This window comes from Brevibacterium ammoniilyticum (assembly GCF_038429965.1).
Lineage (GTDB): Bacteria > Actinomycetota > Actinomycetes > Actinomycetales > Brevibacteriaceae > Brevibacterium > Brevibacterium ammoniilyticum.
Genome location: NZ_BAABNP010000021.1, coordinates 33645 through 46329 on the forward strand (window position 1 = coordinate 33645; position 12685 = coordinate 46329).

Here is a 12685-nt window from a genome sequence, read left to right on the forward strand (position 1 = left end):
TCAGTGGCGGTACGAGATACCCTTCCACGACCGAGCCACAATGGCCATGGTGATGAAGATCGAGAGCGTGATGAGGCCGTAGAAGATCGGCTCCATCGGCAGCTCGGGGTGGCCTGCTGCTTCTTCGGCGGCTGCCAGCAGAGTTGCGTTCACGGTGGTGCTCCTTGTGTCGTGGACCGGTGGTGGCCGGTGCGGTTTCTCTTCAGTTTCTCATGTCCAGTCGCCGGCGCATGCAGCGACATGGGGTCAGTCGCGGATCTGTCCGTTGCCCTGCATGATCCACTTCGTCGTCGTCAGCTGTTCGACGCCCATCGGGCCGCGGGCGTGGAGCTTCTGCGTCGAGATGCCCACCTCCGCGCCGAAGCCGAACTCGCCGCCGTCGGTGAAGCGGGTGGAGACGTTGACGCCGACGGCGGCGGCGTCGATGGCTGTGACGAAGGTCTCCGCATTGTCGATGTCCTTCGTCACGATCACCTCGGTGTGTCCGGAGGTGTAGGCGCGGATGTGCTCGATCGCCTCGTCGATGCCGGAGACGAGCTTGACGGCGAGTTCGAGGTCCAAGTACTCCTTGGCCCAGTCGCGACGGGAGACCCGACGGATCCGCATCGACTCCGGCGCCAGGGCCGCGACGTCGGCGTCGGCGTGGACGACGACACCGGCCGCCTCGAGGCGTTCGAGGATCTTCGGCAGCACCCGCTTCGCGGCCTTCTCGTGGACGAGGAGGGTCTCGAGCGAGTTGCACACGCTCGGGCGCTGCGTCTTCGAATTGAGGACGAGATCGACGGCGTTCTTCACCGTCGCCGAGGAGTCGATGAACATGTGGACGTTGCCGATGCCGGTCTCGATGACCGGGACGATCGAGTCCTGGACGACGGCGTTGATGAGGTCGGCGCCCCCGCGCGGGATGAGGAGGTCGACGTAGTCGCGGGAGTTCATGAGCACGCTCGCGCCCTCCCGCCCGTACTGGTCGATCGTGTTGATCGTGTCCGCGGGCAGCTTGACCGATTCGACGGCCCGGCGCAGGACCGCGACGAGTTCGGCGTTCGAGTGCTCGGCCGCCGAGCCGCCGCGCAGGATCGTCGCATTCCCGGCCTTGAGGGCGAGGATCGCGATGTCGACGGTGACGTTGGGGCGGGCTTCGTAGATCGCGCCGATGACGCCCATGGGCACCCGGGACTGGGTGAGGCGGATGCCGTTGGGCAGGGTGCGCCCTAGCACGGTGGTGCCGACGGGGTCGGGGATGTCGATGACCTGCTCGACGGAGTCGGCGATCGCTGCGATCCGGGCCTCGTCGAGGCGCAGCCGGTCGAGGAGGGACTCGCTCATCCCGTTCTCGACGCCCGCGGCGAGGTCGGCTTCGTTGGCCTTGACGATGCGCGCCGAGGACTCCCGCAGTCCGTCGGCGATCGCCTGCAGTGCGGCATCCTTCTCCGCGGTCGACGTCGTCGCCAGTCTGGCCGCGGCCGCTTTCGCGTTCCGCGCGATCCTCGTCACCCCGCGCACGGTCTTGGGGTGGATGTCGGCTGCTGCGGTCATGGACTAACTCCTCTCGCTCACATGCGTGAGAACGAGATCATTGCGATGGATGACTTCTTTACGGTAGTCACTTCCCAGCCGGGTGCCAAGTTCCTCGGTGGTCAGGCCGAACATCATCGGCAGCTCGGCCGAGGAGAAGTTCGTCATCCCCCTGGCCACCGTCTCACCGCGCAGATTGCGGATCTCGACGGGATCGCCGGCTTCGAACTCCCCGTCGACGCCGACGACTCCGGCGGCGAGGAGACTCGTTCCACGGGAGCGCACGGCCGCCTCGGCGCCGTCGTCGATCGTCACCGAACCGAAGGTCTTCGCGAGGTGCCGCAGCCACAGCAGCCGGGTCCCGCGACGACGGTGGGTGACGGAGAACGAGGTGCCCACGCTGTCCCCGGCGAGCACCTCGGCGACCCGGTCGGCGGAGGTGAGCACCGCGGGGATGCCCGAATCGGTGACCATGAGGGCCGCGTCGACCTTCGTGGCCATGCCGCCGGTGCCGGTCCCAGCCGTCCCGACTCCCCCGATCGCCACCCCGCCGAGGTCGTCGGGCCCGGCCACGTGATCGATCCGGGAGGAGGTCTCCAGGTTCGGAGGCCCTGTGTAGAGGGCGTCGACGTCGGAGAGGAGGACGAGGGCGTCGGCGTGGGAGAGGTGGGCGACGAGGGCGGCGAGCCGGTCGTTGTCGCCGAAGCGGATCTCCTCCGTGGCCACGGCGTCGTTCTCGTTGACGATCGGCAGGGTGCCGAGTGTCAGGAGCCTGTCGATGGCCCGCTGCGCGTTCTTGTACCGGGTGCGGCGGATGAGGTCGTCGGCGGAGAGCAGCACCTGCGAGGGCACGAGGTCGTAGCGGCCGAGCGCCCGCGTGTACGCGGCCATGAGGAGGCTCTGTCCGACGCCCGCTGCGGCCTGCTGAGTCGCGAGGTCCCGGGGGCGGCGGCGCAGGCCGACGGGTTCGAGGCCGGCGGCGATCGCGCCGGAGGAGACGAGGACGACCTCGCGTCCGCCGGCGCGGTGGGCGGCGATCGCGTCGGTGAGCGCGATGAGGCGGGACTCGTCGAGTCCGCCGTCGATCGTCGTCAGCGACGAGGAGCCGACCTTGATGACGATGCGCTTGGCTCCGGCGATGTCGGCGCGCACTGCCGCCGCCTCATCTTCGGGCCTCACTGCTCGTCGGCGGACTCGACGTCGGCGGACTCTGCGCCGGTGGGCTGTGCACCCGCACGTTCGCGGGCAGCACGTTCGGCCAGGCGCTCCTTCTCGAACTCCGCGCGCGTGGCGGCCTTGGCGTCCTGGCGCTCATGGTAGGCGGCCTTGCGCTCCTTGCGGCTCGCGCGGGCCTCCTCTTCGAGGCGGAGGTCGGTGCCGCGGGAGCCGAGCAGTTCGGCTCCGCCGACGCTCGTGGGATCCCAGTCGAAGACGACGCCGTCGCCTTCGCCGATGACGACCGTGTCGCCCGGCTTCGCACCGGTCTTGAACAGTGCCTCCTCGACGCCGAGGCGTTCGAGCCGGTCGGCGAGGTAGCCGACGGCTTCGCCGTTGGCGAAGTCGGTCTGGCGCACCCAGCGTTCGGGTTTGTCGCCGAGGACGCGGAAGACGGGGCCCTCGGCATCGTGTTCGGCCCGGATCGTGAATCCCTTGTCGTCGACGGCCTTGGGGCGGATGACGACGCGCTGGGGTACGGCCTCGCGTTCGGCGCGGCGTTCGCGTTCGGCGGCGACGAGTCCGGCCATCGCGAAGGAGAGCTCCCGGAGGCCGGCATGGCTGACCGCGGAGATCTCGAACACCTGGTAGCCGGCGGCCTCGAGGTCGGGGCGGACGATGTCGGCGAGTTCGCGCCCGTCGGGGATGTCGACCTTGTTCAGCGCCACGAGCTTCGGGCGCTGGGACAGCGGCACATCGTTCGCGCCCTCGCCGAGGTCGACGGAGTAGGCGGCGAGTTCGGCTTCGATGACCTCGAGGTCGGAGACGGGGTCGCGGCCGGGTTCCCACGTGGCCATGTCGATGACGTGGACGAGGGCCGCGCATCGTTCGACGTGGCGGAGGAACTCGAGGCCGAGTCCCTTGCCCTCCGAAGCACCGGGGATGAGGCCGGGGACGTCGGCGATCGTGTATCGCACGTCGCCGGCTTCGACGACGCCGAGGTTGGGCACGAGCGTCGTGAACGGGTAGTCGGCGATCTTCGGCTTCGCCGCCGAGAGGGCCGCGATGAGGCTCGACTTGCCGGCCGACGGGTAGCCGACGAGGGCGACGTCGGCGATGGTCTTGAGTTCGAGGACGAGCGTGGCCTCCTCACCGGGTTCGCCGAGGAGGGCGAAGCCGGGGGCCTTGCGCTTCGTCGAGGCCAGCGCCGCATTGCCCAGTCCCCCGCGACCGCCGGCCGCGGCGACGAACTCGGTGCCGGGGCCGACGAGGTCGGCGAGGATCTCCCCTGACGGCGACTTCACGACCGTGCCGTCGGGCACGGGGACGATGAGGTCTTTGCCGTCGGCGCCGTGGCGCAGGTCGCCCTTGCCGATGCCGCCGCCGTCGGCTTTGAGGTGGGGACGGTGGTGGAGGGGCAGCAGGGTCGTCGTCTGCGGGTCGACGACGAAGGTGATGTCGCCGCCGCGGCCGCCGTTGGCGCCGTCGGGTCCGCCGAGGGGCTTGAACTTCTCCCGTCGGATGGAGCTGCAGCCGTTTCCGCCGTCACCGGCAGCCAGGTGGACCGTGACGCGATCAATGAACTCGGTGGCCATAATGTCCTTATATCAGATGAAGGGTGAGTCGTGAGACTCACCCTTCATGCACCCCCGAGAGCGGGGGAAGATCAGTATCGGTCGGTCAGACGCCGACGATGTTGACGATCTTGCGACCGTTGCGCTTGCCGAACTCGACGGCGCCTGCCGTGAGTGCGAAGAGCGTGTCATCGTTGCCGCGGCCGACGTTCGCACCGGGGTGGAACTTGGTTCCGCGCTGGCGGACGATGATCTCGCCGGCCTTGACGACCTGGCCGCCGAAGCGCTTGACGCCGAGGTACTGCGGGTTCGAGTCGCGACCGTTGCGGGTCGAGCTGACTCCCTTTTTGCTTGACATGTCAGGTGTCTCCTCTTACTTGATGTTCGTGATCTTCAGACGGGTGAGGTCCTGGCGGTGGCCCTGACGCTTCTTGTAACCGGTCTTGTTCTTGTACTTCTGGATCACGATCTTGGGACCGCGCAGTTCATCGACGACCTCGGCGCTCACCGAGATCTTCGAGAGGGCATCGGCATCGGTCGTGACCGCATCGCCGTCGACGAAGAGGACGGCATCGAGTTCGACGCTGTCTCCGGCCTTCGCCTTCATTCGGTTGACTGTGATGATGTCGCCGACGCTGACCTTTTCCTGGTGGCCACCGGCACGGACAATGGCGTAGACCATGGTCGAACCCTTTCTGCTGTTTCACAAACGAACGGCGGTTGATCCCTTGGCTCGGACGGGAGCGAGGCTTCCGCGGGAGACCCATTGAGAGGAATCACCAGCCGTGGTGCGTCAGATCGCACCGACGTATGAGTCTAGTCGATGAGGGCCCGGCACGGCAAACCGCCGATCCCGCAGCTCTCGGCTCTCGACTCAGGCTTCGCGGGACTCGGCGATCCGTTCGTGATGGTGGATCACCTCGGCGACGATGAAGGCGAGGAACTTCTCCGCGAATTCGGGGTCGAGGTGGGATTCCTCGGCCAGCCGCCGCAGCCGGGCGACCTGCCTGGCCTCCCGGGATTCGTCGGCCGGGGGCAGGCCGTGGTCGGCCTTGAGCTCGCCCACGGTCTCGGTGAGCTTGAACCGCTCGGCCAGCAGATGGATGAGGGCGGCGTCGATGTTGTCGATGCTGCCGCGCAGCTGGACGAGGCGCTCCTGTGCGCGGGCCGGGGAATCGTGGTCGTCGTTCACCGGACCAGTCTAACCGGGCGGTGACGCACTGCGCCCCGGAACCCGTGACGGGTCCCGGGGCGCGGTGGGAGCTGAATCAGGCTGCTGACTCAGGCGGGCTGTTCGACGGTGACGGCGTCCTTGGTGTCCGGGTCGGTGAGCGTGCCGGCCTTGCGGTCGGCGAGGTACTTCTTCATCTCCTTCTTGACCACCGGCATGAGCAGGTAGAGGCCGAGGATGTTGATGAAGGCGCACATGAACAGGGCCGCGTCGGCGAACTCGACGACCTTGCTGAAGCTGGCCACACAGCCGATGACGACGAAGACGCAGACGATGACGCGGAAGACCATGATCGTCGCCTTGCTGCGCCCGAAGAGGAAGCTCCACGCGCGCTCACCGTAGTAGGCCCAGGTGATGAGCGTCGAGAACGCGAAGAGGGCGACGGCGATGGCCAGCAGCACCGGGTACCACGAGGCGACGGTCGAGAACGCATCCGAGGCCAGGGTGACGCCGCCGATCTCGCCGGTGCCGATGGATTCGGTGTACGAGGGCTGGTTGGCGACGATGATCGTCAGCGCGGTCATGGTGCAGATGACGACGGTGTCGATGAAGGGCTCGAGGAGGGCGACGAAGCCCTCGGAGATCGGGCGGCGGGTCTTGACCGCGGAGTGGGCGATCGCAGCCGAGCCGATGCCGGCCTCGTTCGAGAAGGCCGAGCGCTGGAAGCCGATGATCATCACACCGACGATGCCGCCGGCGATGCCCTGCGGGTTGAACGCGCCTTCGAAGATCTCCCCGATCGCCATGGGGATCGAGGTGAAGTTGATGGCGAGGACGAGCAGGCAGGAGAGCACGTAGAAGATGCCCATCGCGGGGACGAGCTTGTCGGTGACCTTCGCGATCGAGCGGATGCCGCCGAGGATGACGAGGCCGACGAGGAGGGCGAAGAGGATGCCGAAGATCAGGCCGGCGAACGGGCCGCCGAGGAAGCCGTCCTCACCGCCGGTGGCGGTGCGCACCTGGGCGAAGGTCTGGTTGGCCTGGAACATGCCGCCGCCGACGACGCCGAAGATGAGGATCGCGACGGCGAAGACACCGGTCAGCGTCATCGCGACGGGACGGGAGAAGCGGCGGAACGCGACCGGCAGGTACTTGAAGGGCCCGCCGTGGACGACGCCGTTCTCGTCGATCTCGCGGTACTTCACGCCGAGGGTGCACTCGACGAACTTCGTGCACATGCCGAGCAGACCGGCGATGATCATCCAGAACGTCGCACCGGGACCGCCGAGGGCCACAGCCACGCCGACACCGGCGATGTTGCCGAGTCCGACGGTTCCCGACAGTGCCGAGGCCAGCGCCTGGAAGTGGGTGACCTCACCGGGGTCGGTGGGCGAGGAGTACTTGCCGCGGACGACGTCGAGGGAGACCTTGAAGCCGCGGAACTGGATGAAACCGAAGTAGAGGGTGAAGATGAGCGCGCCGATGATCAGCCACGCGACGACGAACGGGAAGGAGATCTCGCCGATGGTCACGGGAACGAAGATGACGCTGGAGAACCAGGTGGCGATCGGATCGAACCACGCATTGATGGCGTCGTCGACGGGTGATGTGGGAGCCTCTGAGGCAAGTAGGAGTGTGTCCATGAGGCCCAAATGTTCCGCAATGGGGAGTCTGGATCAAGCGAAATCGCGTCCGTCATTCGGACAGTTACAGAACTGTTACCTGCATCACATATTCGGCACCGCCGTACGATGCGCGGTGCCGCCTGTGGCCTAGGCTGGCGTCATGTCACAGAATCAGCCACAGCCATCGCCTGACGATCCCCGACGCCCGCACGGGCCGGGGCCTGCGGAACCGGTTCGACCGCAGGCCCCTGCCCCGGGAACCGTTCCTCCTGGGCAGGGCCTCTCCCCCGGCGGCTCACGCGGTCCGGGCGGACCGCCGTCGCAGGGCCGACCAGCGGGACCGGCAGCTCACCTCGGCGGACCCGGCGAACAGGGTGTGCCCCGCGGGCAGGACGGTCCCGGTGTCCCGACCAGGCTCGTCTCCCCCGAAGGCGAGCGGGTGCGCGAACGACCCGCCGGTGGGGTCTCCGGGTACTTCGCGATCGTCGCCGCCGTCGGCCTCCTCGTTGTCGCGGCTCTCCTCGCGCTCATCGGCTTCGGACTGATGGTCTCCGGTCAGGGCTTCGGCATCATCCTCATCGTCCTCGGCGTGCTCTCCTTCATCGCTTCGATGTTCCTCTTCAAGGGCTGCACCTCGGTGGCCCCGGGCCAGGCCGTCGTCCTCCAGCTCTACGGCCGCTACGTCGGCACGGTGCGCCAGTCCGGCCTGCGGTTCGTCAACCCGCTGTACTCGAAGGAGCAGGTCTCGACGCGCATCCGCAACCATGAGACCTCGACGCTCAAGGTCAACGACGCCGACGGAAACCCGATCGAGATCGGCGCCGTCGTCGTCTGGCAGGTCAGGGACACCGCCCAGGCCCTGTTCGAGGTCGATGACTTCGAGGAGTTCGTCGCGATCCAGGCCGAGACCGCGGTGCGCCACATCGCGAACTCGTATGCCTACGATTCCTCTGACCCTGCCCGGATGTCCCTGCGCGACAATGCCGACGAGATCACCTCGAAGCTCTCCGAGGAGGTCGCGGCCCGCGTCGCCTCGGCGGGTGTGACGGTCATCGAGTCGCGGATCACGCAGCTCGCCTACGCCCCGGAGATCGCCCGGGCGATGCTCCAGCGCCAGCAGGCGACGGCGGTCGTCGCGGCCCGTCAGCTCATCGTCGAAGGGGCCGTGGGCATGGTCGAGACCGCGATCGAGCAGATCGAAGGCCGGGACATCGTCACGCTCGGCCATGCCGAACGCAGCGACCTCGTCACGAACCTCATGATCGTCCTCTGCGGCGATCAGGCCGCCCAGCCGACGATCAGCACGACGCGGAACAAGCAGCCTGGCGGCTGAGCCCCGGATGCGACGAGCGCCCCGCGTCGGCTGACGCGGGGCGCTCGTTCTCGTCTCAGGCGGGCTCAGTGCTCGCCGTCTCTCAGTCCTCGCCGATGATGACGAACGAGGTCGGCAGCGACTCCTGCGGGGCCGGTTCCGCCTTCTTCTTCGGCGCCCTGCGCCGCGGGGCTGCCTCAGGGGCCGCGACGGCGACCTTCGTCGTTGAGTCCGCACCGATCATCAGCGGCAGCTCACCGGCAGGCTCGGCCGCTGCGGGTTCGGATGTCGTCTGCTGAGCGGCGGGTTCCGCTGTGGGAGCCTGGTCGGCCGCAGGCTGCTCGGCCTGCGTCTCCGGTGCCTGTTCAGCCGGCTTCTCGGTCTTCGCGGACTTCTTCCGTCCCCGGGACTTCGACCGGCTCGACTTCGACTCGGTGCGCTCCTCCGCCGCGGAGTCTCCGCGCTCCTCGGAACGCGGGGCCGCCTCGGCGGGAGTCTCCTCATCGTCCTTCTTCAGGGTCGCCTTCGCGATCGCGGCGACAGCGGACCGGGAGGCCTCGTTCGCCGCCGAATCGGCATGCGACTCGGTCTCGGTCGACTTCGAGTTCGACCGGCGCTTGCGATCGCGCTTGTTCCCGGTCGATGAATCGGAGTTCGACGGACGACCGCCGCGGTGGGCCTTCGTCCCGTCCTCCTCCGAACCGGGCAGAAGGAGTCCGCGACCGGTGAGGTCGGCGCCGGCAGAGACCATCGATTCGGCCAGACCGGTGCCGATGCGCTTGCGGGTCATCTGCACGAGACCCAGCGAGGTCACCTCGGCGACCTGGTGCTTCGTCCGGTCCCGGCCGAGGCATTCGACGAGGCGGCGGACGACGAGGTCGCGGTTGGACTCGAGGACCATGTCGATGAAGTCGACGACGATGATGCCGCCGATGTCGCGCAGCCGCAGCTGGCGGATGACCTCTTCGGCCGCTTCGAGGTTGTTCCGCGTCACGGTCTCCTCGAGGTTGCCCCCGGCACCGGTGAACTTGCCGGTGTTGACGTCGATGACGGTCATCGCCTCGGTGCGGTCGATGACGAGGGAGCCGCCCGAGGGCAGGTTGACGGTGCGGTTGAGGGCCTTCTGGATCTGCTCCTCGACCCGGTAGTGGTCGAAGATGCCCTCGTCCTCGGAGTAGCGGTGGACGCGGTCGAGGAGGTCGGGGGCGACCGCTTCAACGTACTCGTGGATCGTGTCCCAGGCGCCGTCGCCGTCGATGACGAGGGAGTTGAAGTCCTCGTTGAACACGTCGCGGATGATGCGCACGATCATGTCCGGCTCGCTGTAGAGCAGCTGCGGGGCGAGGACCTTCGTCGACTTCGACTTCTTCTCGATCGTCTCCCACCGCTTGGTCAGGCGCTCGACGTCGCGGCTGAGCTCCTTGTCCGTCGCCCCTTCGGCGGCGGTGCGCACGATGACGCCGTTGGAGTCGCCGACGAGCTCCTTGAGGAGCTTCTTCAGGCGGGCGCGCTCGACGTCGGGCAGCTTGCGGGAGATGCCGGTCATCGAGTTCCCGGGCACGTAGACGAGGAAGCGTCCCGGCAGGGAGATCTGGCTCGTGAGGCGGGCGCCCTTGTGGCCGACGGGGTCCTTCGTCACCTGGACGAGCACGGAGTCGCCGGGGCTCAGCGCCGTCTCGATGCGGCGGGCCTTGCCGTCCATGCCGAGGGCGTCCCAGTTGACCTCACCGGCGTAGAGGACCGCGTTGCGGCCCTTGCCGATGTCGATGAACGCCGCCTCCATGCTCGGCAGGACGTTCTGGACCTTGCCGAGGTAGACGTTGCCGATGAGCGAGGACTGCTGGCGGTTCTCCTTGAGGTAGTGCTCGACGGCGATCCCGTCCTCGACGACGACGAGCTGGGTCTGGTCGCCGCTCTCGCGCACGAGCATCGTCCGGTCGACGGATTCGCGGCGGGCGAGGAATTCGGCTTCGGTGATGACCGGGCGGCGCCGTCCGGCCTCACGGCCCTCCTTGCGGCGCTGGCGCTTGGCCTCGAGGCGGGTCGATCCCTTGAGCGAGGTGACCTCATCGGAATCGGAGCTGCGCGAACGGGAGCGGCGACGGCGGCGACGGCGCGAACCGCCGTCCTCGTCATCACTGTCGTCATCGGTATCGCCCGACCGGTCGGCGGGTTCGTCCTCGGACTTCTCGGTGTCCTGACGTTCGGACTTCCGGTCACCGCGACGCCGCGAGCGGGCAGGACGCTCATCGTCGGATTCGGTCTTCTCGGACTTCTCAGCCTTCTCGGACTCCGCGGCCTCTGACTTCTCGGAATCGGACTCGTCCTCATCGCGGTTGCGCGAGCGGCGACCGCGACCGCCGCGGCGGCGGCGACGGCCACCGGACTCCGCCTCGTCGTCGGTCTCGCGGTCATCGGAGTCGCGATCACGGGTCTCGCGGCTCTCGGGTTCGTCGCGGTCACGGTCGTCGCTGAGATCGTCGTCCTCGTCGTCGTAGTCATCGTCGGCGACGACGACCTCGGCGAGTTCGGCCTGCGGGACCTGGAAGATCAGTCCGCCGTGCTGCGGCACTGCGGGAGCCGGACGGCTCGCAGGCTCGGCCGGCTGGGGTGCCGCCGGAGCGGCGAAGGGGTTGCGGGGGTCGAAGGCGGGAGCCTGCGGCTGCGGTGGCTCGGACTCGTCGTCGGCGTCCTCGGCGTCGTCGGCTGTGGTGTCCGCCTCGGGGCTGGTCTCGCGGACGAACTCCTCGAAGACCAGGCCGCGGTTGGCCACGGCGTCGCGGGCCTTCTTCGGGGCCCGGCGACCGCGGGGACGGTCGTCGTCGGAGTCGGAGCCTGAGTTCTCGGCGCCGTCGCGCAGGGAGCCGGCGGCGTCGGCGAGGCTGTCGAGCTCTTCGCGGACCCTCTCATCGACCGGGCTGTCCGCACCGCGTGCGGCGTTGGCGCTCTCCTGCAGATCAGCGAGATCGGCGAGGATGCCCTCGGTGGCATCCGATGTGCCGTTGTCGTTCGTCGAATCGTTCATGTTCACTCCTGGACCGGAGTCTCCGTCCACACCACACGGATGACCGGTGTCCTGCATGGTCCGCGATCGGACCGAAACCTGTGGATGGCATGTCGGGCTCGCGCTCAGCGCGTAGGCCGTCGATGCTGCCTCAACTTCGTGTCGACCTGCGAGGCCGTTCCCTCGACTCGGTGGAGGCACGTCGCCTGCCCGGTGTGGAGGCAGGTATCCGTCGCACCATTATGTCACAGTTCTCCCCGCTCCAGCCCGGCGACAGGCACGGCGATCCGTACCGTGCGTCGATCACAGTGCTCGGGACTGTGGCGGTGGGACCGCGGCGGGTTTGCCGCATTCCGCGTGGCCGGGCATGCTTGAGGGGTGAACACCGCACCCGCGCCCGCAGAAGAGACCTTCGACGACGACTTCGCCACCGGCACACCGATCCGGTCGTGGGTGCTGCGTCCCACGGCGCTGGGGATCTTCCTCATCGTCGGTTCGGTCGTCGGCTTCCTCGCCGCCTTCGCCCTGTCCGTGGAGAAGTACTGGAAGCTCGAGAACCCCGATGTCTCCCTCTCGTGCGACCTCAACCCGTTCTTCTCATGCGGTTCGGTCATGGAGTACCCGCAGAGCCAGCTCTTCGGTTTCCCCAACCAGCTCCTCGGCGTGGCGGCATTCATCTTCCCGCTCCTCCTCGGCGTCCTGCTCGTTGCGAAGGCGCGGATCCCCGGCTGGGTGATGGTCGGGCTCAACATCGGCCTCGCCCTCGGGGTCACCCTCGTGATGTTCCTCTTCTACACCTCGATCTACGTCATCGGCGTCGGCTGCCCCTGGTGCATGGTCGTGTGGGCGATGACGATCCCGATGTTCTGCGCGGTCACGGCCCACAATGCGCTGGCCGGCAACTTCGGCTCCGGAATCCGCGACAATGCCGTGGTCCGTGTGCTCGCCCGGGAGAACATCGCGATCTCCGTCGTCTGGCTGCTCATCATCGCCTTCTGCATCGTCATCCAGTTCTGGAACTTCTTCTCCACCCTCTTCTGAGCCACGTCCTACCCCCAGCGGCAATTCGCACCCCCAGGCGCATTTCATACCCTCAGCGCGATATCCGCGGTCCCGCTCGGCACAACCTCCCTGGAGCGTCTCGTCCTACCCGTGCAGAGGTAGGACGAGCCGCTTGACGTGAGGGTTGCCCGCTCGCGCCGGCACGTCCTACCCCCAGCGGCAATTCGCACCCCCAGGCGCATTTCATACCCTCAGCGCGATATCCGCGGTCCCGCTCAGCACAACCTCCCTGGAGCGGCTCGTCCTACCCGTGCAGAGGTAGGACGA

At 67.8% G+C, this 12685-nt stretch carries 11 protein-coding genes; 2 read left to right on the top strand and 9 right to left on the bottom strand.

The window, feature by feature from the left end; genetic code table 11:
• From AAHA49_RS16750 to AAHA49_RS16785, 8 genes are all read right to left on the bottom strand, one after another.
• Complete coding sequence (locus AAHA49_RS16750) at positions 1 to 153, bottom strand: hypothetical protein (RefSeq protein WP_339391805.1); 153 nt, start codon at positions 151 to 153, stop codon at positions 1 to 3.
• A gap of 93 nt (positions 154 to 246) precedes the next feature.
• A complete protein-coding gene (locus tag AAHA49_RS16755) occupies positions 247 to 1536 on the bottom strand; it encodes a glutamate-5-semialdehyde dehydrogenase (protein WP_342039059.1) in 1290 nt (429 codons plus the stop codon).
• A 3-nt stretch (positions 1537 to 1539) separates the two neighbouring features.
• Positions 1540 to 2694, bottom strand: a complete 1155-nt coding sequence (proB, locus tag AAHA49_RS16760; RefSeq protein ID WP_342039060.1) for a glutamate 5-kinase — start codon at positions 2692 to 2694, stop codon at positions 1540 to 1542.
• The gene (gene obgE / locus AAHA49_RS16765; RefSeq protein ID WP_342039061.1) at positions 2691 to 4265 is read right to left on the bottom strand and encodes a GTPase ObgE; all 1575 of its coding nucleotides are present in this window, start codon (positions 4263 to 4265) and stop codon (positions 2691 to 2693) included. The genes proB and obgE overlap by 4 nt, the downstream gene beginning before the upstream one ends.
• Positions 4266 to 4350: 85 nt before the next feature.
• Positions 4351 to 4602, bottom strand: a complete 252-nt coding sequence (rpmA, locus tag AAHA49_RS16770; RefSeq protein ID WP_339391809.1) for a 50S ribosomal protein L27 — start codon at positions 4600 to 4602, stop codon at positions 4351 to 4353.
• A 15-nt stretch (positions 4603 to 4617) separates the two neighbouring features.
• Positions 4618 to 4926 (bottom strand): 50S ribosomal protein L21, encoded by a 309-nt coding sequence (gene rplU, locus AAHA49_RS16775; RefSeq protein ID WP_009375428.1) that lies wholly within the window; start codon positions 4924 to 4926, stop codon positions 4618 to 4620.
• A 192-nt stretch (positions 4927 to 5118) separates the two neighbouring features.
• Positions 5119 to 5436 carry a chorismate mutase gene (locus tag AAHA49_RS16780; RefSeq protein WP_339391810.1) on the bottom strand — a complete coding sequence of 106 codons (318 nt, stop codon included), beginning with the start codon at positions 5434 to 5436 and terminating at the stop codon, positions 5119 to 5121.
• An 89-nt stretch (positions 5437 to 5525) separates the two neighbouring features.
• Positions 5526 to 7058 carry an alanine/glycine:cation symporter family protein gene (locus tag AAHA49_RS16785; protein WP_342039062.1) on the bottom strand — a complete coding sequence of 511 codons (1533 nt, stop codon included), beginning with the start codon at positions 7056 to 7058 and terminating at the stop codon, positions 5526 to 5528.
• A 421-nt stretch (positions 7059 to 7479) separates the two neighbouring features.
• Between AAHA49_RS16785 and AAHA49_RS16790 the strand changes: the two genes are divergently transcribed.
• Positions 7480 to 8373: an SPFH domain-containing protein gene (locus AAHA49_RS16790; RefSeq protein ID WP_342039063.1), complete on the top strand. Its 894-nt coding sequence runs from the start codon at positions 7480 to 7482 to the stop codon at positions 8371 to 8373.
• An 82-nt stretch (positions 8374 to 8455) separates the two neighbouring features.
• On the opposite strand, the gene AAHA49_RS16795 is transcribed toward AAHA49_RS16790, so the two are convergent.
• A complete protein-coding gene (locus AAHA49_RS16795) occupies positions 8456 to 11383 on the bottom strand; it encodes an Rne/Rng family ribonuclease (RefSeq protein ID WP_425286532.1) in 2928 nt (975 codons plus the stop codon).
• Positions 11384 to 11734: 351 nt separating this feature from the next.
• On the opposite strand from AAHA49_RS16795, the gene AAHA49_RS16800 reads away from it, so the two are divergent.
• Entirely contained in the window at positions 11735 to 12397 is a 663-nt protein-coding gene (locus AAHA49_RS16800) for a vitamin K epoxide reductase family protein (protein ID WP_339391814.1), read from the top strand.
• The last annotated feature ends 288 nt before the right edge of the window (positions 12398 to 12685 follow it).

What these genes read in the sequence shown, in the direction of transcription:
- AAHA49_RS16755 (WP_342039059.1), bottom strand. Translation starts at nt 1,536, where the DNA reads ATGACCGCAGCAGCCGACATCCACCCCAAGACCGTGCGCGGGGTGACG.
- obgE (WP_342039061.1), bottom strand. Translation starts at nt 4,265, where the DNA reads ATGGCCACCGAGTTCATTGATCGCGTCACGGTCCACCTGGCTGCCGGT.
- rpmA (WP_339391809.1), bottom strand. Translation starts at nt 4,602, where the DNA reads ATGTCAAGCAAAAAGGGAGTCAGCTCGACCCGCAACGGTCGCGACTCG.
- rplU (WP_009375428.1), bottom strand. Translation starts at nt 4,926, where the DNA reads ATGGTCTACGCCATTGTCCGTGCCGGTGGCCACCAGGAAAAGGTCAGC.
- AAHA49_RS16785 (WP_342039062.1), bottom strand. Translation starts at nt 7,058, where the DNA reads ATGGACACACTCCTACTTGCCTCAGAGGCTCCCACATCACCCGTCGAC.